Below are 21,788 nucleotides of genomic sequence, written 5' to 3' on the forward strand. Positions count from 1 at the left end.
ATTCATGCCACAAGTGATATTTTATCAACTTACCAGCAATGACAATGGCGTGGCAGGCCGCGCCAGCGAAGTTATTGCATCAGCGTTTGCCAATAAGCAAAAGATTAGCGTGCTGTGCGATACACAGGCGCAGGCTGAAGAAGTTGATGAATTGTTGTGGCAGCTGCCGGCTGACCGCTTTGTGCCTCATAACCTTTATGGTGAAGGGCCGCAATCAGGTACGCCGGTGGAAATTTGTTGGCGGCCAGAGCAGGTAGCCAGACGACAAATGGTGGTTAATGTGGGGTCCGGTATGGTGCCTTCACCCAACCAGCATCGTCAAATCATCGACTTTGTACCCGTGGACGAGAACGCCAAACAGGCCGCGCGGGTAAGATACAAAAACTATCAGCAAGCTGGATGCAATATGCAGTTTAAATCTGCATAAGTCATTCGCGTTTAGCTTCAATTTGAGAGTGTGTAATGGATAAAACCTTCGAACCGCAGTCCATCGAGCAGCAATGCTACAAGTCATGGGAAGAGGCGGGTTTATTTAAAGCTTCAGGTAGCGGCGACCCTTATTGTATTTTGCTTCCGCCACCAAACGTTACCGGTAGCCTTCACATGGGCCATGGTTTCCAACAAACCATTATGGACGCCTTAACCCGTTATCACCGCATGAAGGGCGACAATACGCTATGGCAAGTGGGTACTGACCACGCCGGTATTGCAACCCAGATGGTGGTAGAACGCCAACTTAACGCACAAGGCAAGACGCGCCACGATTTAGGTCGCGAAGACTTCATCAAAAAAGTGTGGGAATGGAAAGAGCACAGCGGCGGAACGATCACCGGTCAAATGCGCCGTCTAGGTACGTCTCCTGACTGGTCTCGTGAAGTGTTCACCATGGACGAAGACCTGTCTAAAGCCGTAACTGAAGTGTTCGTTAAGCTACACGAAGAAGGCCTTATTTACCGCGGTAAGCGTTTGGTTAACTGGGATCCAGTGCTTCACACAGCAGTATCTGATCTTGAAGTACTAAATGAAGAAGAAGACGGCCACATGTGGCACATGCGCTACCCACTTGCAGATGGTAGCGGTGAGCTAGTGGTTGCGACAACGCGCCCTGAAACCATGCTTGGTGATACAGCGGTTGCGGTACACCCAGATGACGAGCGTTATCAAGGCTTTATCGGCAAAGAAATTAAGCTACCGATTACTGGCCGTTTAATTCCAGTTATCGCCGATGACTATGTCGATCAAGAATTCGGTACAGGCTGCGTTAAAATTACCCCTGCTCACGATTTTAACGACTACGATATGGGTAAGCGTCATAACTTGCCTATGATCAACATTCTTACCGACGATGCGAAAATTAATGATGATGCGCCAGAAGCATATCGCGGTTTAGATCGCTTCGACGCCCGTAAGCAAATTGTATCCGATTTAGACGCGCAAGGCGCTTTGGTTAAGATTGAGCCGCACAAGCTTAAAGTGCCTCGTGGCGACAGAACGGGCGCGGTTATCGAACCATACCTAACTGACCAGTGGTATGTAGCGGTTGAGTCTCTTGCTAAACCAGCTATTGAAGCGGTGGAAAGTGGCGAAATTCGCTTTGTGCCAGAGAACTGGAACAAAACCTACTACCAGTGGATGCACAACATTCAAGATTGGTGTATTTCGCGTCAGCTGTGGTGGGGACACCGCATTCCTGCGTGGTACGATGAAAACGGCAACGTTTTTGTTGGCCGCACCGAAGAAGAAGTGCGTGAAAAACACGGCCTTGGCAGTGACGTAACGCTTTCACAGGACGACGATGTACTAGATACCTGGTTCTCAAGTGCACTATGGCCGTTCGCCACCATGGGGTGGCCAGAAGAAACGCCAGATCTAGAAACCTTCGTGCCGTCTTCAGTGCTAGTCACCGGCTTTGACATCATCTTCTTCTGGGTTGCCAGAATGATCATGATGACCAAGAAGTTTACTGGCAAAATTCCGTTTAAAGACATTTACATTACTGGTCTTATCCGCGATGAGAACGGCGATAAAATGTCAAAGTCGAAGGGCAACGTGCTTGACCCAATCGACTTGATTGACGGTATCGATATTGAGTCGCTAGTCGCTAAACGCACTGCTGGCATGATGCAGCCTCAGCTTGCTGAGAAGATTGCCAAGCGTACTCGCAAGCAATTCCCTGATGGTATTCAGGCGTACGGTACAGACGCATTGCGCTTTACCTTTGCAGCTATGGCGTCAACCAGCCGCGATATCAACTTTGATATGGCGCGTGTTGAAGGCTACCGCAATTTCTGCAACAAAATTTGGAATGCATCGCGTTTCGTATTGATGAACGCAGAAGAGCACGATACAGGTCGTGACGGTGGCGAAATGGTACTTAGCATGGCCGATCGCTGGATTTGGGCTAAGTTCCAACAAACGCTGGTTGAGTTTGAAAAAGCGCTTGAAGACTACCGTTTCGACATTGCTGCGCAAACCGTTTACGAGTTCACCTGGAACCAGTTCTGTGACTGGTATCTAGAACTTACTAAACCTGTGCTTAACAATGACGCCAGCACTGAAGCTGAAAAGCGTGGTACTCGTCATACGCTTATTAACGTGCTTGAAAGCTTGCTTCGCTTGTTGCACCCGCTAATGCCATTTATCACCGACACTATTTGGCAGCGCGTTGTGCCACTAAGTGCACTTAAAGTGGAAGAGGGCGCAAGCATTATGGTTCAGGCATTCCCTGAAGTTGATGCAGCGAAACAAGACGACAAAGTGCTTGCTGATATCGAGTGGGTGAAGAAGTTTATCGTGGGTATTCGTAATATCCGTGGTGAAATGGATATCTCGCCAAACAAACCACTTAATGCGCTACTTAAAAACGTAAGCGACGAAGACGCGCGTCGTCTTGATGCGGCTAAGGCATTCCTCGATAAGCTTTCGAAGCTTGAAACCGTGACTATATTGAAAGACGGTGAAGAAGCGCCAGCCAGCGCAACAGCACTTGTGGGTGAGATGGAAATTCTTATCCCAATGGCAGGGCTTATCGATAAAGACGCAGAGCTAGCTCGTATTACTAAAGCCATGGAGAAAATCGAGAAAGACGTATCTCGTACTCGTGGCAAGTTGGGTAATGAGAAGTTCGTAAGTAATGCGCCAGAAGCGGTAATTGAAAAGGAACGCGCTAAGTTGGAAGAGGGTGAAAAAGCCCTAGCCAAACTTAAAGAGCAGTTCGAGACCATTAAAGCGCTTTAAGGGCAGCCCCTAGAATGGGGGGGATCGATACAAATTAGAAGGGTTACCGAAAGGTGGCCCTTTTTTATTCGCGATTAAACCGGCCCTAAAAATAGCGGGTTTGTTCGAAAGCCGTTCCTGCATTCTCACTCTTCGCTATGAAGCTTGCCAGCGCCTACTGAGCGGGTAACTATTTATGCGAATTGGTATACGAGCCTATCTTTACGTTGGCGTTTAGAGCTGTTTGCCTAAGTACTGTTTTAACATGCCTATCAATGATTTTTGCTTTATTGGCTTGGTGAGGTAGTCGTTCATACCCGCGTCTATCGCGCTTTGTTTATCTTCCTTCATTGCATTAGCCGAAAGGCCGATAATAGGTACGCCAGTAAAGCCTTTTTCGCGGAGTTGTTTGGTTGCTTCATAACCGTCCATCACCGGCATTTGTACATCCATCAATATTAGGTCGTACTGCGGGGCATTTTCTACTTTTTGCACGGCTTGCTTGCCGTCTTCTGCAATATCGAAAGTAAGCCCAAGATTGGTAAGCATTTCTCCGGTGACGAGTTGATTTATATTATTGTCTTCCACTAATAGAACGTGGCCTTCTAGCGACGTTGCTTCCGCTTCTTCACTAAAATGAAGTCCATCATAACTTGCATCTTTAGATATCACCTGATGAACAAAACGCTCAAATTGCGCAGGTGTGAATGGATGCATGATAAGTGGGCCTCTCCATAGCGTGTCATATTTAGCTTGTAGCGCGCTGCCTGCACTCTCCATTACCAGGCCTACCGACTTCCCTTTTTCTAGTAAGGCGTTTAACCAAGCAATATTCTGTCTGAACTCACTGAACTCATGGATATCTACAATGATATGTTCAGGTAAAGCGGCGATATTTTTGGCTTCTTCTATTGATAGCGTTGATTTAGTCGGCAGCTGTATCTGGTTGCAATACGCCGCAGGCAGCAATGCTACTTCAGTAACATAAAGGCTATCAACAGGTAGCTGAGGTGTTTGTTCAAGCACGCCTGGTTGGTTTTTGAATGCTTTCAGCGGTAGTTCAACTTCAAACGTACTGCCTTTTCCCATAGTAGAAGTGGCATCAAGGCGGCCGTTCATAAGTTCAGTAAGCTGGCTTACAATCGCAAGGCCTAGGCCGGTACCGCCATATTTTCTGTTGGTTGAACCGTCTGCTTGAGTGAAAGGATTAAATATTCTATCTAGCTGGGCTGTACTCATACCTATGCCGGAATCGGTGATTCGCATGGTAAGGTTTAACACGTTCCCTTTTTCGTTCAAGTTGCCGTCAAACTCAATATCTATACGCCCTTGCTCGGTGAACTTCACAGCATTGTTGCCTATATTCATAATTATTTGCGCGATACGCAGTGGGTCGCCAATTACTTGCGGAGGTATCTTTGGATTTACCGTAAAGTGCACCGATAAGTTCTTTTCTTTTGCGCGTAGTGCAATGACTGCAATGAGGTTGTCGAACAGTGAATGCAAAGAAAAACTCACTTCCTCAATCTTCAATTTACCCGCTTCAATTTTTGAGAAGTCGAGAATATCGTTAATTACGCTCAATAATATTTGCCCAGAATACGCTGCCTTGTCGAGATACCCTTTAACAGTAGTGGACAGCTCTTGCTGTTGCGCCAGTTCTATTAGCCCGATAATGCCATTCATCGGCGTGCGGATTTCATGACTCATATTGGCTAAAAACATACTCTTTGACGCGGTTGCTTGCTCCGCTTTTATTTTCGCCTCAGTAATCGCTTTATTTAAGCTTTCAAGCTGAGAGTTCATGGTTCTTGCTTCATCTAGCAGTTTTTCTGTCTCTCGGTTTTTATCACTAAAAACAAGCGCCGCTTTTGCTAGCTTGCCAATCTCATCTTTTCGGCTGCTGCCAGGAATATTGGAAATTTGTACGCCTTGGGCAAGTTTGTTGAAAACTTGAGTGATAGAGCGGATAGGGCCCAATATGCGAAACATGGCAAACAGCGCTGCTGAGAGGGCGAGTAGAATGGCAACAAGAGAAAATAACTCTCCGTTACGCTGTGTGCTTTCAGCCAGTGTGTAGGTGCGTTGAGTCGCAATTTCAGAGTCTGTGGTTACTTTTTTGGCCAGCTCACCGCTTAAATAGAGAAATTCATTGGCAGACCCCGCCATGACTACGTTAACCAAGAATAAATTACCTTGGGTTATCTGGGTTAGCTTAACGAAATCGGCTTTAATTTTTTCCGACAATCGCTCCACTCTTTCCTGAAGGGATGTATTTTTCGTTAGCGTTAATTTTCGTAGTGAATCTGCGGCTTCGTTGAATGCTCGGATAAAACCCATGTCGGGTTTCATCAGATATTTCAACATCGCATTTTCTGCCCGAATAAGAAGCGTCTTTGCCTGTTCTTCAGAGGCAGCAGAGATATCTCCGTTTGTTTTAGCGTCACTCAGTATCTTTTCCAGTAACGTAATATCAGATAGGGTGCCTCTTGCTATAAGGTTATCTCTTTCAGAGCGCGCATCGACAACTTGGGTAAAATTCTCCTGATAGGCGTTAAGGTGCTCCTTCATTCTTGAAAGGATATGGTTGTCTTCCTGTATTTCCTTGTCTTCGTCTACCAGGGCTAACTTGTCGAGTTTGGTGTTAATAGTCACCATGAGTCGACTGAAGCGAGTAATGGCTGATTTACTCGCATTCTCTTTGAATATGAGCACGTTGCGCTGTAAGTCCAGCACATCCCGTTCAAGTTCCTTAACAAGTGCAACATCAACTACTGCCTTTGACGCTGATGCCACGCCTTTGTTTAGGACTTCTTGGTTTTCTCTAGCAATAAACCCCTGTGCCAATATAAGCGCTATAAGAGCGAGTAGCACGGTGATAAGCTGAATTCGAATTGACGATAACATGTGAACTAAAAAAGCCTTATTCCATTTACGTTATGGGTTTTTACTTAACGCAACATTATGCAGTGATGAATTCGTACCACTTCTGCAAACTGTATTCGTAGGTTGGCATAACGGTATTCCATACGGCAACATTACTAAAACGCTCTTCATAACTCCCACCAGTGCGCTGGGCGCCTTGTCTAACACTAATATTTCCGTCGGGCCCTTTTAGCGGCTCTGATGCTACTTGCCCTTTGTACCAGTAATTCCATTCGGCGTCTGAAAGATATTGAGCTGAACGTTTAGGGTTGGAAATATAGTAGCCTTGTCTGGCAATAAATGCGCCAGGCCACCCCGACAGCCACCAATTCATATACTCATAAGCCACGTCCTTTATTCTACCTTGTGTGGCAGAGGACATGCACATTACACCGTGCCATCCGCGGTAGCCTTCTTTCGGTGCTGCAAACGTAACCGGAATATCTTGACCGTTCAGCGCAGAGACCGCAGGCGAGAACATGCTTTCGATTGCAACCCGTCCACTTTTCATGAACTCAACAGACTCAGGGACCGAGGTCCAGAATCCATTGAAATGGTTTAACTGAGTCAACTCTATAAGTAAGCTAAACAAATCATCAAGTTCATACTCGGTCATGGCACCGATATCTTGGAATTGAATGAACCCTTTAGCTTGTGCGGCAAGTGCTAAATCGAAAAGTCCGATAGTGGGGTCGTTAACTATGCCCACTTTTCCTGAATAGCGACTGTCTAAAAGCCAGCCCCAGCTTTCTTCTTGCCCTTGCAGTTCGTTGGGTAACTTTGATGTGTCATAGCCAAAAGAGTCAACATTGTGCACATAAGGTAAAAAACTAATTGTGTCAGTATGGTTTGCGCCCAGAGTGCCGTCGTCCTGTACATTAATAATTTTATGCGGTGCGTCGCCAGCGCCCATTCGCGCGTTCTCGGTAAGTTTTCCGGTCTTGCTTAAATCGTTTATTTCTTCCCAATACTGAAGGCGTTTCTTCTCTATGGGCTGAATAGCGTGAGCGCGCCACAATACATTAATGCTATTAGACCACTGCTCATAAAGGTCGAATGACGTGGGGTTCATCGACGCCTTTTGAAGAACGGTTGCACTGCCACCTGGCTCAAACTCAATATTAATGCCTAAGTCTTCCATGGCGCGCTGACGAATGGCTTCCTGAAGCGTGACATGGGTGCCTAATACGCGCAGCGTCGGTTTTTCTTTTCCGATTGAAAAAGGGGTAATGCCCGCAGTAAGACCAAAGGCGAGACCGCCCTTTAACAAGGTACGGCGCTGGAAAGAAGAAGCGACGTTTTTATCTGAGTTTGAAGGCATTAACGTACGTCCATAGTAAACGATGACCCTCCATTATTCTGGCATCTATTTCATAGAGTTACCAAAAAATGTTACCCCATAGTTAAAAATAAAATGTTGCTTTGACATATTTGGTAACACATCAAAATTAGCGAGTAGTTAAATTTTGTATTATAAAGATATCAAAATGATATCAAAGGTGAGTGGTATGAAAGAAAAGAAAGGGTTTTCGGTAAATGGTTATTTGATGATCTGTGTTTTGCTAGTCGCACAGGTTGCTACGTTTTTCTATGCAGTGTCGGGTAACCCCGAAGCTGGTGTAATTCTAAGCGTTTTAGTGGGAAGTTTGTGGTTGGGCTATTTCATGGTGCAACCCAACCAAGCTAAGGTCATGACGTTTTTCGGCAGCTATGTAGGTACTGTCTCTGATGTTGGATTACGCTGGACAATTCCTTTGTTCCGTAGAGCTAATATTTCTTTGCGCATAAGAAACTTTGAAAGTGCCAGAATTAAAGTTAACGACAATCAAGGAAACCCCATTGAAATAGCCTCTATTGTCGTGTGGAAAGTGAGCGATACTGCTGAAGCAATGTTTGACGTAGACGATTACGAAAGTTTTGTGCGAATTCAAAGTGAGTCCGCGATCCGCAATATGGCAAGTAGCTTTCCTTACGATCCGCGTGACGACGAGCAAGCGGAAGTCGCACTTCGTAGCCACCCAATAGAGATATCAGCGCGTTTACAAGAAGAGATCCAAGCTCGCCTTGCGAAAGCTGGGATCACAATTTTGGAGTCTCGTATCAGCCACCTTGCCTACGCGCAAGAAATCGCAAGTGCCATGCTTCAGCGTCAACAAGCATCAGCTATTGTGGCTGCCCGGAAGCAAATTGTAGATGGTGCTGTGGGAACCGTAGAAATGGCACTTCAGCGATTAAATGAAAAGGGTGTAGTAGAGCTTGATGAAGAGCGTAAGGCGACGATGATCAGCAATTTATTAGTTGTGCTGTGTGGTGATAAGTCGACGCAACCGGTTATTAATACAGGTACAATCTACTAGCTCGTTTTTTTAATTTAAGTTTGAAATTGTAGTGCCGCAGCAATGCACTGCGGCACATAAGGTTTGTAATTTTGGCAAAGAAAAAAGCGTATCCACTTAGGATAAATGAAAATGTACTTGCCGCCATGGAGCGATGGGCTGCCGATGACTTGCGCAGTGTAAATGCGCAAATAGAGTATGTATTAAGACAAGCGCTAGTGAAGCAGGGAAGAGTGAAGCTGGTAGAAAAAGTGGTAGTCGAGGTTGAAGAAATAGACTCCACTCAAAAAGATAACTGAACGCGAAATAGCAGGGTATCAGCTATCTTTTCGATATGATCGTCACTAGCTAAGGCTTAGATATTCCGCTTGATTCTGCGTCTAACAAGTACAATGCCACCTAATAGACACAGTGGGAGTAAAGACCATGCTCCGCCATGCTCTTCTACTATGACTACCGTATCTTCAACCACATATTCATTATTTTCACTTTCAAGGGGAAGATAGGCGAGTGCACTGTCATCATAGGCATCGGTATACGCCACAAGCATTTCGGTATCTGCATCATAAAGCTCTAATAGAATGTCGTACTCACCCGGCGGATAGCCAGAAACTAATGTGCTTTCAATGGTAAAGGTATCTGTTGAGTCTTCTGAGTAAATGTAAAATTCAGACGACACGTGAATAGACTCGTACACGTCGTTTTTGCCCAAATACAAGACCGCGTATACTGGCGCGCGAGTGAAAATGGTGTCGGCGTCAAACTCAATCGAAAACGTAGAGTGATAACCATCGTAATCAATGTCTTGCTCAAGTGTTACCCAGCTTTCATAAATCCAAAACTCATTAATACTGCTGACTACGATATCGCTAGAGGACTTACTCACGGCTAAATGCTGTTGATGCTTACCCGCCTTGGGAAGGGACTGTTGATTAGTCTCAACGTCATCAACAGATTGAGAGATTGTTTCTTCGCTTGTCAATGCACCTGAGGTTTTAGGCAGCAGCGATTCAGCGGCAACAAATGGTTTGTCGTAACGGTATTCGTTAGAGGTAACGTTTTTGTTTTGTGCGCTATTTTCGGTACTGGCATGCACAGGTGACATAAGCGCAAGCTGTAATGTTGCAATAGCAGAATATGTAGTAAGTGAGAAAAGTAGCTTTTTCATCTGTCCATCCTTTTCCAATCGATAATGACAGAGTCATTGTTGACGGAAAAAGATGAACAAAAGCTGAAGGGGAACTTAACGCCTTCTCAGTTAAAACGGTGAGGGTGCCTTAGAGATCAGTCGTCGAAGTAGTGATCTTCTTCTTCGTATTCACCTTCTTCACGCGGCTCGAAGTAAGTACCCCAACCGTCGTAGGTTACATCATGCTTGTCGGCAATTTTAAGCAAGGTGTCAGAGTCCGCATTAAGCTTTTCAATATCTAGCTTTCGCTCTGCAACTGCGTCGAAGCAGAAAATGGTTTCGCCATCATCAAGAATAAGCTCTTCTGCGTCGGTGACTTCAAAACCAGCTTTAAACGCATCAACAGCTGCCTTTTCTAGCACGTCGAAGTCAGTGCTGGCGAAGTGGTGCTCAATGGTATAGTCGGCATCGGCTTGGCTGCCGTCTTCTAGAAGGGCATCAATAGTTTCTTGGTTAAACTCGTACCACTCTTCTCTTTCATCGAACTGGGTCATAATAAACACTCGTTAGCAATTTTGACGCAAGTTTACCTGCTTTTTTCCAGTTCATCGACCTGTGTATTAAGCGCATCAAACTTTTGTTTCATTTCATCGTTAAAATGCACCATCCACTCTTTAATTGTCTTGTCTTCGCTCAAAGCCTGAGGGGCAGCTATATCAATAAGCACAATGCCGTTATTCCAACGGTTCCATTTTACTTTATTGTGCAAATTGCTGGCGGTTACCATGACAACGGGTTCGTTGGTGGTCTTAGCTAGTCGAAACGCACCTTGCTTAAAAGGTAATATGCCTCTGCCATAGCTTCGTGTACCTTCTGGGAATAGCCATACCGACGTTTTCTTTTTCGCAATGCGTTTTGCAGCAATATCAAGTGTATTACGGGCTTTACCGGAATTCTTTCTATCAATCATGATATTGCCTGACAACCAATAAATTTGGCCGAAAATAGGGATCCACTTTAAGCTCTTTTTGCCAATGGTTACCACGCCAGGCAGTGCAGCTTTACAGATAGTGATAACGTCGAAACTGTTTTGGTGATTGGCAATGAAAACGTAGGGTTCGTTAATTTTAACCGCAGGATCTTTCTTTATAATAATTTTGAGACCTACGACCTTAGCCATAAGTGAATACATACTACCCGCAATATGCACGTTATCTTTGTGAAAAGGTCGTGCGATACAAACAATTAGCAGAACAATGTTAATGAGTAAAAAAGCGATAAAAAGTGCCGGAATGCGGAATAAAGCGATCAAAACAACTCCTAGATACAATTGACGCGCGCAGTATAGATGAAGTTTCAGCGTACACTTGTCCGATGAGTTTTTACAGTGCGGAAGGTATAGTTGAGCAATAAGTTGGAAAAGTGGCTATGTTTCTCACCTTTAGTATGAGGAAATTTTGCCGATACCCAATTACAATAATAAAAAGCGCAATCGAACCTAACTCGGTAACCACTATATGCAGACATTTACTCCAGACGACCTAGAAGAAGATATTCTTGCTGACCTTATGGAGGAAATAAACGAACTCTATGAATCAAGTGAACAAACCTTGATTGAATTAGAGCTTCGTCCGGAAGACAACGAATTGCAGCGTGCTCTGTTTCGCTCAATCCACACCATTAAAGGTGATTTAGGCCTCGTTAACTTCTCTCCCATGATCCCGCTTTTGCAGCATGTAGAGGACTTGCTAGATTATTTGCGCAAAGGGCAGGTGGCGTACACGAGTACTATGAGTGACTTGGTATTGCTTACAATGGACAGAGTAAAAGCCTTCGTAGAGGCTGTAATGGCCAATGGCAAAGCCGAGTACGATGACAATCTTCACAATCAGCTGGTTTTAGCTATCGGTCGTGTGACACCTGAAAATACTGCTGAGCATGAAAAACGCCTTACCGAAGCGGTCTTATTACTTAACCCAGCGTTAGATATTGTTGCGGATGAAGACGACCCACAAAACGTTCAGATAAAGCCCCCTACGTTAGCGGCTACAGGTATCCCTAAAGATATTAGTAGTGAAAAGAAGCAAGATATTCTATTTTTCCGCGACTTAATGCAAACCATTGAACGCCGCTCTAACTACTGGTCTGGTCGTGGTGATCGCATTGCCAAACTCGCTATGTATATTAACGATGTGGCCGAAAACCCTATCGACGAAGATCAGCTTGCCGTAGCCAGCTATGTACATGACTTCGGAATGGCCTTCATGCCATTGAAGCTTCTGCACAAAGGCGATGCGCTAAGCGATATCGAATTTAATCTTATGCGCTCTCATGTGTATAAAAGTGCCCGTTTGTTAGAGCACCTAGATCAATGGGATATGGCGCGCAAAATTGTGATGCAGCACCATGAACGCACTGATGGAACAGGTTATCCATTGGGGCTAAAAGAAGACGATATATGTGAAGGTGCGAAGTTACTTGCCATTGTTGATACCTACGATGCAATGACACACCCAAGAGCGCACAATGAAGATAACGTACTTTCCAAAAAAGAGGCGGTGATAGAAATAAATCGAAGCGCCAAAGGCCAGTTTAGTATGAAGTGGGTAAGGCATTTCAATCAGGGAATGACGGCGCTACTGACGAAAGGACATTAGGTAGCAAGCCGCTCATAAGCTAGCAGTGAGTTCCCTGCTAGCTTACGGCGTAATCACTAGGATTAGTTCACACCCAATTCTTTTAACTTTCTTGTTAGGGTATTTCTTCCCCAACCCAAGCGTTTAGCCGCATCTTGTTTGTGGCCATGAGTGTGCTGAAGTGCTCGCTCAAGCATAATACGCTCAAACGTCAGCATCGCGTCGTTAAGAATATTGTGATGGCCGTCGCGAAGCTGTTTATCGGTCCAGCTTGCCAACAAATCTGGCCATTCACCCGATTCAGCGCTAGGTTTTTCGATACTGCTATCGCTGTGAATTTCCGGTGGCAGATCGCTGGGCAGCACTTCTTGACCACTCGCCATTACCGTTAACCAGCGACACACGTTTTCTAGCTGCCTTACGTTTCCAGGCCATGGTAGCTGAGACATTACGCGCTCAGCGTCTTTCGATATGCTTTTAGCTTCTACATCAAGTTCTTTGGCTGCTCGGCGCAAGAAGTGACGGGTCAGTAACGGAATATCTTCGCGGCGCTCGTTGAGCGATGGAAGGTGTACTCGAATAACGTTTAAGCGGTGGAACAAATCTTCCCTAAACTTACCTTCAGCAACCCTTTGTTCTAAATTCTGGTGAGTTGCAGCGATGATGCGTACGTCCACACTCACTGATTGATGGCCACCGACACGATAAAACTGACCGTCTGCAAGCACGCGTAAAAGGCGGGTTTGTACATCTAACGGCATATCACCTATTTCATCTAAAAACAGTGTACCGCCGTCGGCTTGCTCGAAGCGGCCTTGGCGAGCTGCCTGGGCTCCGGTAAACGCGCCCTTTTCATGGCCAAATAGTTCTGACTCTACAAGGTCGGCAGGAATGGCGGCCATATTGAGGGCGATGAAAGGTTTACTTGCTCTTGGGCTGTGCCTGTGAAGGGCGTGCGCGACAAGTTCTTTACCCGTACCCGATTGCCCGTTAATAAGCACGCTAATTGAAGAGCGCGACAGGCGACCTATGGCACGAAATACTTCCTGCATGGCAGGTGCTTCGCCAATAATTTCCGTTACTACGTCTTCAACTTGCGCTTTAGATACGGTGGACTGCTCTCTGGAATGTGCCAGCGCCCGCTGGGTTAAGGTGACAGCCTCGTCGATATCAAATGGCTTTGGCAAATACTCAAAGGCACCTTTTTGATATGCGTTAACTGCGCTGTCTAAATCCGAATGCGCCGTCATAATGATAACGGGGAGCATAGGGTGCGAAGCATGTACTTCGTTCAGTAACGTCATGCCGTCCATTTGTGGCATTCTTATATCTGAAATGATGACTTCAGGGGCTTGGCCGCTTTGAAGTTGAAGCAATAAATCTTCAGGGTTTTCAAAACTTAAGCAGCTGATATCTGCTGCTTGTAAGGCCTTTTGCAGCACCCAACGAATAGAACTGTCATCATCGACAATCCACACAGACTCATTCGTCATCGTCTGTCTCCTTACGATCTATTGGTATGTAAATTACGAACTCAGTGTGACCAGGGTAGCTATCTACATCTATTTTGCCGCCGTGGTGGTTTATAAGGGTCTGTGAAATAGACAAACCCAACCCAGAGCCATTTTGCTTGCTTGTGACCATAGGGTAGAAAAGTGTGTCTTTTACTTCAGCCGGAATACCCGGGCCGTTATCAATAATTTTTATTTTTGCTACCAGCGCGTGACGCTTCGTTTGAATTGTCATTTGGCGCTCTATTCGCGTAATTAACCTAATTTGTGGGTTGGGGGTTTGGCTCTCGGTTAATGCCTGAACGCTGTTGCGCACAATATTGAGCACCGCTTGCTGAATCATGTCAGGGTCTAACATAAGCGGTGGAATGCTGGGGTCATAGTCGCGAACTATGGTAATGGGATTGTCTGAGTCAAAGCGCATTAAGCTGCGTATTTTTTCAAGCGCTTGATGCACGTTGCTTTCTTCAAATCGAGGTAGTGAATTTGGTCCAAGCAATCGATCAACTAAGTTTCGCAGACGGTCAGACTGCTCTATGATCATGCTTGTAAATTCTTTATGCTCGTCAATCAGCTCTTTTTCTAATAGCTGTGCTGCACCGCGAATACCACCAAGAGGATTTTTGATTTCGTGTGCAAGGCCGCGAACCAATTCCCGTGCTGCGTAATGCTGCGCGTTTTGTAAAGTTTCTCGAGAAATTCGCTTTTGCTGGTCAATCTTTTTAACTTCAAATAGCAGTCGTGGGCCGTCTTCGAAGTGCAAGTTGGTAACGGTTAGGTCGGCAGATACATAGCGGTTATCTCGAAAAGCCAACTTAATTTCGTTTTCGGTGAAATCTTCACCTTTTCTGATGGCAGCTTTAAGTCGGGTGGTTTCTATTGTGCCCGGCAAGAAAAAATCTTGAAGTGGATGCCCAATAAGTTGTTTTAATCCAGTCTCAAACAAAGCTTCACCAGCGTGGTTGGCATAAACAATCGTAAGTTTGTTGTCTACCATTACCAGTGCGGTATTTAGGCTATTGATTAGCTGTTGTGTTTCTAACTCGGTGGAATGCATCCGAGCTCGTCTCCTTTGCACCATAATTGTGCATTGTAGCTTGCAATGATGCGTTGCGCGAATAAAGAGCTCAAGAAGAAATGTTCACTGAACCTCTATGGTGCGCATACATAACAGTGGTTGCACGCTATTAGTTATTAATTAACGCCGATGCCTGATGCAGGTAAAGGGTTTGTAGTGGAGACGATGCAAGAGTCTTGCCCGTATTGTTCGTGAGTTCAACTTTATAAGTATGTGCCCCACGATGGATACCAGTAAGCTTAAAGACGCCTGAACTATTGCTAGCTAATGGGGCGTCGTCAAAGATTAATCGGTAGATTGGCGCTTTGGGTGCACCAGGTTGTGCGGCAGAAATAGTGAATTCGCCCAAGTTATTGCGAATTGTCGCTTCTGGTGCAGGTGACTTAATGACTACGCGATAGTTGGGCTTGGGGGCAGCCGGCTTCGCAGGGGGAGGTGGGGTAACCTTTGCCGCGGTTACTACGTTTTGCGTTTTTACATCGAAAGCTAGGGGTTCTGCGTTTTGCTGCGGCTTGTCGGTGTAAGTCACAGAGCCGTCTTTACCTACCACCTTGTATATGGTCATTGGAGAGGTAGCTGCGGCTGATGTTGCATTGCTGCTTTGTCCGGTTTCGCTTTCTTGTGCTTCTTGCTGGGTACTTTCTTGGCTCAGCATTTCCGCTTGCACAGGCAGTAAGCCATTGCCGCTACTTAGTAATAGCGAAATTAAGCAAATGTGTCGCGTCATGTAGTGCACGTGTCGTTACCTAATCAATGTGGTTTTGGCTAGCTGGCTAATTCATATAGCTTGCTATGTTTGGCTTATGGATAATCTTTCTAGTTGTATGCAGATGCAAGCGGGCAAAGCCCTGTGCGCAGTTGATGCAGTATGAAAGAGTATTCGTTAGCATAGCTATAAAAACATAGTAGATAAATTGTACGCATAAAAAAAGCCCGCAGAGCGGGCTTTAGTATAAATTACTATACAGTGCGAATTTACAAGCTGTAGTACATGTCGAACTCAACAGGGTGAGTAGTCATGTTAAGTTTCGTTACTTCTTCAGACTTAAGATCGATGTATGCATCAATCATGTCGTCAGTCATAACGCCACCAGCTTTAAGGAAGTCACGGTCGTTATCAAGAGCTTCAAGTGCCATTTCTAGCGAGCTTGCAACTGTTGGAATTTCAGCAGCTTCTTCTGGCGGTAGGTCGTACAAGTCTTTATCCATTGAATCACCAGGGTGGATCTTGTTCTTAATACCGTCGATACCCGCCATAAGCATAGCAGTGAACGCTAGGTATGGGTTAGCTGTTGGGTCAGGGAAACGTACTTCAATACGACGTGCTTTATCGCTAGTTACGTGAGGAATACGAATAGATGCAGAACGGTTACGTGCAGAGTATGCAAGCATTACCGGTGCTTCGAATCCAGGAACCAGACGCTTGTATGAGTTAGTAGAAGCGTTAGCAAACGCGTTGATTGCGCGCGCGTGCTTGATGATACCACCAATGTAGTAAAGTGCTTCCTCAGAAAGACCTGCGTACTTGTCACCTGCAAAGATGTTTACGCCATCTTTAGAGATAGATTGGTGACAGTGCATACCAGAACCATTATCGCCAACAAGCGGCTTAGGCATAAAGGTAGCTGTTTGACCGTATGCGTGTGCAACGTTGTGAACAACATACTTGTAAACTTGAATTTCGTCAGCTTTCTTAACTAGCGTATTGAATTGGCAAGCAATTTCGTTTTGGCCAGCAGTTGCTACTTCGTGGTGGTGCGCTTCGATAACAAGGCCCATCTCTTCCATAACTAGACACATTGCAGCACGGATATCGTGAGCAGAGTCCACTGGTGGTACTGGGAAGTAACCGCCTTTAACGCCAGGGCGGTGTGCCATGTTGCCGCCTTCAAACTCTTCGCCAGAGTTCCACTTTGCTTCAGAAGAGTCAATCTTGTAGAAAGAACCCGCCATGTCAGTGTGGAAGCGTACGTCATCAAAAAGGAAAAACTCTGGCTCTGGGCCGAAGAAACATGTGTCACCGATGCCAGTTGATTTTAGGAATTCTTCTGCACGACGAGCAACTGAACGAGGGTCACGCTCATAACCTTCCATTGTTGAAGGTTCAACGATGTCACAACGGATGTTTACTTGTGTCTCTTCAGCGAAAGGGTCAACTACGCAGCTTGTTGCGTCTGGAAGAAGAACCATGTCTGATTCGTTGATGCCTTTCCAGCCAGCGATTGAAGAACCATCGAACATTTTACCTTCTTCGAAAAACTCTTCATCAACAACGCTCGCAGGAATAGATACGTGTTGTTCTTTACCCTTTGTATCGGTAAAACGTAAATCTACAAACTTCGCTTCACTTTCTTTAATCAGCTCTAATGCCTTTTCTACTGACATCGTGTCCTCCAGGTTTAATGTAAAAATGCGGAATGATCAGCTTCACTCCAACAGTGGCAAAAGTGAAAGCGATTATCATGCCATCTATATGTATACCGATTTCTGTGGCATAGACGGGCATCTATCACTTCCGTTTGAATTAAATTGCATTATATTGGTGCAATGTTGCACCAATATGGCGTTTTGTGCTCATTTGTACGTCAATCAGCCTAGATTACTTTGTAGCGTATAGCCACCAAATATGATCAATTAGGTGCAACGGGGCTGGTTATTTGTTGAACAAGTGTTTGAAAACCAATAAAACTCGTTTCCATCAAAAAAAAGATGCGCAAACGTCGTGGTTTTTCTGTACAATCCGCGCAAATTTTTCTATCTGCATTTTTTTGCAACAAATCTAACGCATACTCCTTTCCACTGAATTGAAGTAGACGTTGATTTACACAGGCTCTATATAAGCATGAATACCACTGATATTAATAAATTGCGTAACATCGCAATCATCGCCCACGTTGACCACGGTAAGACCACCCTGGTAGACAAACTGTTACAGCAGTCTGGCACCCTTGAATCTCGAGGCGAGCAAGAAGAGCGCGTAATGGACTCGAACGACATCGAGAAAGAACGTGGCATTACCATCCTAGCTAAGAACACAGCGATTAACTGGAACGACTACCGTATCAACATCGTAGACACTCCAGGACACGCTGACTTCGGTGGTGAAGTAGAGCGTGTAATGTCGATGGCTGACTCTGTACTTCTACTTGTAGATGCGCAAGAAGGCCCGATGCCACAAACCCGTTTCGTTACGCAAAAGGCATTTGCTCAAGGTCTTAAGCCAATTGTTGTTATCAACAAAATCGACAAGCCTGGTGCGCGTCCTGATTGGGTTATGGATCAAGTTTTCGACCTATTCGACAACCTAGGTGCAACTGACGAACAGCTAGATTTCCAAGTTGTTTATGCGTCTGCACTTAACGGTTGGGCATCACTAGATGCAGATACTAAAGAAGACGATATGACGGCATTGTTCCAAACTATCGTTGACCAGGTTTCTCCTCCTGATGCAGATATCGACGGCGCATTCCAAATGCAGATCTCTCAGCTTGACTACAACTCATACGTGGGTGTTATCGGCGTAGGTCGTGTTAAGCGTGGTTCTGTTAAGCCAAATCAACAAGTAACGGTTGTTACTGCTGATGGCAAAAAGCGCAACGGCAAAGTAGGCTTAGTTTACGGCTACCTTGGCCTTGCTCGTCACGAAGTTGAATCTGCGCACGCGGGCGACATCATTGCAGTCACAGGTCTTGGCGAACTTAAGATCTCTGACACCATTTGTGACGTCAACACTGTAGAAGCACTTCCTCCACTTACGGTTGACGAGCCTACAGTAACCATGACGTTCCAGGTAAACACCTCGCCGTTTGCAGGTAAAGAAGGTAAGTATGTAACGTCACGTAACATTCTAGAGCGCCTTAAAGACGAACTAGTACACAACGTTGCACTGCGCGTTGAAGAAATGCCTGATCCGGACAAGTTCCGCGTATCTGGTCGTGGTGAACTTCACCTAGGTATTCTTATCGAAAACATGCGTCGTGAAGGTTACGAGCTTGCAGTGTCACGTCCAGAAGTAATTCTGAAAGAAGTTGACGGCGCAACGCAAGAACCATACGAAACCCTGACTATCGACTGTGAAGAACAGCACCAGGGTTCAATCATGGAACAGCTTGGTCTGCGTAAAGCAGAAATGACTGACATGTCTCCAGATGGTAAAGGTCGTGTACGTATCGACTTTATCATTCCAAGCCGTGGCCTAATTGGTTTCCAAACAGAGTTCATGACGTTAACGTCGGGTTCTGGCTTGCTATATCACACGTTCGATCACTATGGTCCGTACAAAGGCGGTATCATCGGTAAGCGTAAGAACGGTGTTCTAATCGCTAATGCAAACGGTAAAGCACTAACTAACGCTCTGTTTAACCTTCAAGAACGCGGTCGTCTATTCATCGGTCACGGTGTTGAAGTGTACGAAGGTATGGTTATCGGTATTCACAGCCGTGACAACGACCTTACTGTAAACGCCCTTAAAGGTAAGCAGCTTACTAACGTTCGTGCATCAGGTACTGACGAAGCGCAAACACTAGTTCCACCAATCAGAATGTCACTTGAGCAAGCGCTTGAGTTCATCGATGACGACGAACTAGTAGAAGTAACGCCTGAATCTATCCGTATTCGTAAGAAGCTTCTTACAGAAAACGAGCGTAAGCGTGCATCACGTGCACCTAAGTCTTAATAGCTTCTAAGACTTACATTGATTTTGAAAATGCCAGCGTCAGCTGGCATTTTTTTTCCATTTTGCCGATGAGTTTGGCCTGCAATCTTTCAACTCGTGTCTCAACTTACACACCGTCACTTCCCATCAAAAAAGCTGCTTTCTAGCATTATCACTAAAACGTTAGAAAAAGTTTAAATATCGACCAAAGGTTAGTGGTCAAAAGCGTTCAGAGATTCTATGCTTGGAAAATCAGTCCGCATAGATCAATACCCAGCGAGCATTAATCTATGCGGATTGGTACAATAGACTGATGCCTTAACACGTGAGCTAAGTCGTTGTAATATTTACGGCTAATGACCTAACAAAAAGGGGAAGGGTAGTGTTTTCTGTAGCAGTAGTTGAAGATGATCCTATCACGCTTGACCTTATTACTGACGCGTTGGAAACGCAGTTAGACGCCACCGTGTATCCATTTACACGTAGTAAATTTGCAAGGGATTTTTTGCTGCAACAAACCGCAGAATCTATCAGCTTGATCATCAGTGACCAAGTAATGCCGGATTATGATGGACTAAGTCTTCTAAAAACCTGTCAGTCTTCGGGGTTGGACGTTCCATTTTTACTCATTACTGCCGACCCTAACAAAGAGTTAGTGATAGAAGCGCGTAAACTTCAGGTTACCGGTTTTCTTGCTAAGCCACTCAATATGGAAGAGCTAGTTCAAAAATCGAGAGAGGCGGTGTCGCAGGCCAGCTAAGCCTGTAGGTTGTTTTTCATTTTATGTATCGCACGCTAAAGGTGTGCATGAGAGCCAAAAATCTACTTCGTGGTTAACGATGACAACGTAAAACAGGTTAGGACAGCAAAGCGCAATTTACCTTTGGCTTTAACGTGTTAATTTATCTCTATTAAAGTACATTTCGATATAGAAAATTCGGGTTAATTCATCTCACGCCCCTAGTTTATGAGGCGCTAAAATTCTACACTGGTGGCATAAGTTTTTATGCAACAGGATGTAATGTGAGCGCCTTATTCGATAATACCCCTCCCAGAAAAGACACGTTTTCGTTCAAATGGCAAAAGTACAAAGGGAAAGACATCATTCCTGCGTGGGTTGCCGATACTGAGTTTCGTTGCGCGCAGCCAATTCTAGACGCCATTTCGGGTCAGGTTGAGCATGGCAACATGGGTTACATACTGCCTGCACATCACGAAGGCGCCATTCAGGCTGTAGTGAGATGGCTTAAAGATAAGCATAATTGGGAAATTCAACCCGAGTGGCTAGTGTGGACACCAGGCGTTGTGCCAGCGTTTAACGTAGCGTGTAAAGCCTATTGTGAACCCGGTGATAAAGTACTTATTCAAACACCTAATTATCCGCCTCTACTGGCTGCCCCAAAGCTAAATGGTCTCGAACGGGTAGATATAGGCACGGTAGTGCAAAATGACGACGGCACAAGTTCTGAAACTATCTCGAGTGTTGAAGGTGCGCGCTATACGTTAGATTTTGAAGCATTAGAAAGAGAAGCGGCTGATCCTAAATGTAAGCTGTTTATTCTTTGTAACCCAATGAACCCGGTAGGTTCGGTGCTTACTAAAGCTGAATTAGATCGCATTGCCGAGATCTGTAACGCGAACAACGTTAAGCTATGTTCTGATGAAATCCACTGCGACCTTATTCTAGAAGATGGCAAGCAGCACATACCGGCGGGCCGCGAGTCCAACCTTGCTGAAAATAGCGTTACGCTAATGGCTGCCAGTAAAACATTTAATATTGCTGGTTTGGGAACGTCTTTTGCCATCATCCCTAATCGCCAGCTGCGTCAGGCATTTACCAATGCCGCAGCGGGCATCGTACCTTGGGTTACTGTATTGGGCTTAGCGGCTACAGAAGCAGCATTCACTCAATGTGATGAGTGGCATCAGCAGCAACTTACCTACTTGCGTGAAAACAGAGATATGGTGTTTAACACAGTAAACAGCATTGACGGGCTTAAAATGCTCAAAGCCGATGCGACGTTCCTTGCGTGGGTAGACGCCAGTGGACTAGGTGTAGAGAACGTCCAGCAGTGGGCCGAAGAGAAAGGCGTAGGCCCGTCACCAGGCATCGATTTTCACAAGGCGGATCATTTCAGAATTAACTTTGGCTGCAGTAAAGCGATGCTCCAGGATATTCTGCAACGCCTCGCCAGCTAAAAATAGGGGTCAGAGTCTGAGGTATCCCCACAAATAATATTGCGATATCAATAAGATAAAAAAGATAGGAACATTCATGACGTTTGGTGATCAGATCAATCGCC

At 45.3% G+C, this 21,788-nt stretch carries 17 protein-coding genes; 8 read left to right on the top strand and 9 right to left on the bottom strand.

The features are described from left to right. Nucleotides 1-4: 4 nt before the first annotated feature. Complete coding sequence (locus MHN09_RS14190) at nt 5-427, top strand: DNA polymerase III subunit chi (protein WP_061486488.1); 423 nt, start codon at nt 5-7, stop codon at nt 425-427. 35 nt (nt 428-462) lie between these two features. After that, the gene (locus MHN09_RS14195) at nt 463-3,237 is read left to right on the top strand and encodes a valine--tRNA ligase (RefSeq protein WP_239241167.1); all 2,775 of its coding nucleotides are present in this window, start codon (nt 463-465) and stop codon (nt 3,235-3,237) included. A gap of 213 nt (nt 3,238-3,450) precedes the next feature. Here MHN09_RS14195 and MHN09_RS14200 read toward each other — a convergent pair whose 3' ends face one another. Together MHN09_RS14200 and MHN09_RS14205 are read right to left on the bottom strand one after the other, a co-directional pair. Then, nucleotides 3,451-6,123, bottom strand: coding sequence for an ATP-binding protein (locus MHN09_RS14200; protein WP_239241169.1), 2,673 nt, complete (start codon nt 6,121-6,123; stop codon nt 3,451-3,453). Nucleotides 6,124-6,178: 55 nt separating this feature from the next. Beyond that, the gene (locus MHN09_RS14205) at nt 6,179-7,462 is read right to left on the bottom strand and encodes an extracellular solute-binding protein (RefSeq protein ID WP_014977289.1); all 1,284 of its coding nucleotides are present in this window, start codon (nt 7,460-7,462) and stop codon (nt 6,179-6,181) included. 187 nt (nt 7,463-7,649) lie between these two features. Between MHN09_RS14205 and MHN09_RS14210 the strand changes: the two genes are divergently transcribed. Together MHN09_RS14210 and MHN09_RS14215 are read left to right on the top strand one after the other, a co-directional pair. Continuing rightward, complete coding sequence (locus MHN09_RS14210; protein WP_014950598.1) at nt 7,650-8,498, top strand: SPFH domain-containing protein; 849 nt, start codon at nt 7,650-7,652, stop codon at nt 8,496-8,498. Between the two features lie 71 nt (nt 8,499-8,569). After that, the gene (locus MHN09_RS14215) at nt 8,570-8,776 is read left to right on the top strand and encodes a hypothetical protein (RefSeq protein ID WP_039235341.1); all 207 of its coding nucleotides are present in this window, start codon (nt 8,570-8,572) and stop codon (nt 8,774-8,776) included. 56 nt (nt 8,777-8,832) lie between these two features. Here the strand turns inward: MHN09_RS14215 and MHN09_RS14220 are convergent, their stop codons facing one another. The 3 genes from MHN09_RS14220 to MHN09_RS14230 all read right to left on the bottom strand — a co-directional run bounded on the left by MHN09_RS14220 (nt 8,833) and on the right by MHN09_RS14230 (nt 10,918). After that, the gene (locus tag MHN09_RS14220) at nt 8,833-9,645 is read right to left on the bottom strand and encodes a choice-of-anchor H family protein (RefSeq protein ID WP_239241170.1); all 813 of its coding nucleotides are present in this window, start codon (nt 9,643-9,645) and stop codon (nt 8,833-8,835) included. Nucleotides 9,646-9,761: 116 nt separating this feature from the next. Further along, nucleotides 9,762-10,160, bottom strand: a complete 399-nt coding sequence (rraB, locus tag MHN09_RS14225; protein WP_014950594.1) for a ribonuclease E inhibitor RraB — start codon at nt 10,158-10,160, stop codon at nt 9,762-9,764. Between the two features lie 32 nt (nt 10,161-10,192). After that, nucleotides 10,193-10,918: a 1-acylglycerol-3-phosphate O-acyltransferase gene (locus MHN09_RS14230; RefSeq protein WP_239241171.1), complete on the bottom strand. Its 726-nt coding sequence runs from the start codon at nt 10,916-10,918 to the stop codon at nt 10,193-10,195. Nucleotides 10,919-11,123: 205 nt separating this feature from the next. On the opposite strand from MHN09_RS14230, the gene MHN09_RS14235 reads away from it, so the two are divergent. Further along, on the top strand, nt 11,124-12,263 hold the full coding sequence (locus tag MHN09_RS14235; protein ID WP_075176830.1) for an HD domain-containing phosphohydrolase: 1,140 nt from the start codon (nt 11,124-11,126) through the stop codon (nt 12,261-12,263). A 62-nt stretch (nt 12,264-12,325) separates the two neighbouring features. Here the strand turns inward: MHN09_RS14235 and glnG are convergent, their stop codons facing one another. From glnG to glnA, 4 genes are all read right to left on the bottom strand, one after another. Further along, nucleotides 12,326-13,735 (bottom strand): nitrogen regulation protein NR(I), encoded by a 1,410-nt coding sequence (gene glnG / locus MHN09_RS14240; RefSeq protein ID WP_187447669.1) that lies wholly within the window; start codon nt 13,733-13,735, stop codon nt 12,326-12,328. Then, nucleotides 13,725-14,810: a nitrogen regulation protein NR(II) gene (gene glnL / locus MHN09_RS14245; RefSeq protein WP_014950590.1), complete on the bottom strand. Its 1,086-nt coding sequence runs from the start codon at nt 14,808-14,810 to the stop codon at nt 13,725-13,727. Before glnL ends, glnG begins: the two co-directional genes overlap by 11 nt. A gap of 130 nt (nt 14,811-14,940) precedes the next feature. Continuing rightward, on the bottom strand, nt 14,941-15,558 hold the full coding sequence (locus MHN09_RS14250; protein WP_231506564.1) for a DUF4124 domain-containing protein: 618 nt from the start codon (nt 15,556-15,558) through the stop codon (nt 14,941-14,943). Between the two features lie 248 nt (nt 15,559-15,806). After that, entirely contained in the window at nt 15,807-17,216 is a 1,410-nt protein-coding gene (glnA, locus tag MHN09_RS14255; RefSeq protein ID WP_168462823.1) for a glutamate--ammonia ligase, read from the bottom strand. A 457-nt stretch (nt 17,217-17,673) separates the two neighbouring features. Here glnA and typA point away from each other — a divergent pair, with 457 nt between their 5' ends. The 3 genes from typA to MHN09_RS14270 all read left to right on the top strand — a co-directional run bounded on the left by typA (nt 17,674) and on the right by MHN09_RS14270 (nt 21,684). Next, complete coding sequence (gene typA, locus MHN09_RS14260) at nt 17,674-19,506, top strand: translational GTPase TypA (RefSeq protein WP_239241172.1); 1,833 nt, start codon at nt 17,674-17,676, stop codon at nt 19,504-19,506. Between the two features lie 361 nt (nt 19,507-19,867). After that, on the top strand, nt 19,868-20,245 hold the full coding sequence (locus MHN09_RS14265) for a response regulator (protein ID WP_014950586.1): 378 nt from the start codon (nt 19,868-19,870) through the stop codon (nt 20,243-20,245). 263 nt (nt 20,246-20,508) lie between these two features. Beyond that, nucleotides 20,509-21,684 carry a PatB family C-S lyase gene (locus tag MHN09_RS14270; protein ID WP_039226147.1) on the top strand — a complete coding sequence of 392 codons (1,176 nt, stop codon included), beginning with the start codon at nt 20,509-20,511 and terminating at the stop codon, nt 21,682-21,684. Nucleotides 21,685-21,788 lie beyond the last annotated feature (104 nt).

This window comes from Alteromonas sp. MmMcT2-5 (genome assembly GCF_022348315.1).
In the GTDB taxonomy this organism is placed as follows: Bacteria; Pseudomonadota; Gammaproteobacteria; order Enterobacterales; family Alteromonadaceae; genus Alteromonas; species Alteromonas macleodii.

Bases quoted from the DNA above. Each gene is read 5' to 3' on its own strand.
- MHN09_RS14205 (WP_014977289.1), bottom strand. From the start codon at position 7,462: ATGCCTTCAAACTCAGATAAAAACGTCGCTTCTTCTTTCCAGCGCCGT.
- MHN09_RS14220 (WP_239241170.1), bottom strand. From the start codon at position 9,645: ATGAAAAAGCTACTTTTCTCACTTACTACATATTCTGCTATTGCAACA.
- MHN09_RS14210 (WP_014950598.1), top strand. From the start codon at position 7,650: ATGAAAGAAAAGAAAGGGTTTTCGGTAAATGGTTATTTGATGATCTGT.
- MHN09_RS14190 (WP_061486488.1), top strand. From the start codon at position 5: ATGCCACAAGTGATATTTTATCAACTTACCAGCAATGACAATGGCGTG.
- glnA (WP_168462823.1), bottom strand. From the start codon at position 17,216: ATGTCAGTAGAAAAGGCATTAGAGCTGATTAAAGAAAGTGAAGCGAAG.
- glnL (WP_014950590.1), bottom strand. From the start codon at position 14,810: ATGCATTCCACCGAGTTAGAAACACAACAGCTAATCAATAGCCTAAAT.
- rraB (WP_014950594.1), bottom strand. From the start codon at position 10,160: ATGACCCAGTTCGATGAAAGAGAAGAGTGGTACGAGTTTAACCAAGAA.
- MHN09_RS14195 (WP_239241167.1), top strand. From the start codon at position 463: ATGGATAAAACCTTCGAACCGCAGTCCATCGAGCAGCAATGCTACAAG.
- MHN09_RS14200 (WP_239241169.1), bottom strand. From the start codon at position 6,123: ATGTTATCGTCAATTCGAATTCAGCTTATCACCGTGCTACTCGCTCTT.
- MHN09_RS14235 (WP_075176830.1), top strand. From the start codon at position 11,124: ATGCAGACATTTACTCCAGACGACCTAGAAGAAGATATTCTTGCTGAC.
- glnG (WP_187447669.1), bottom strand. From the start codon at position 13,735: ATGACGAATGAGTCTGTGTGGATTGTCGATGATGACAGTTCTATTCGT.
- MHN09_RS14250 (WP_231506564.1), bottom strand. From the start codon at position 15,558: ATGACGCGACACATTTGCTTAATTTCGCTATTACTAAGTAGCGGCAAT.
- typA (WP_239241172.1), top strand. From the start codon at position 17,674: ATGAATACCACTGATATTAATAAATTGCGTAACATCGCAATCATCGCC.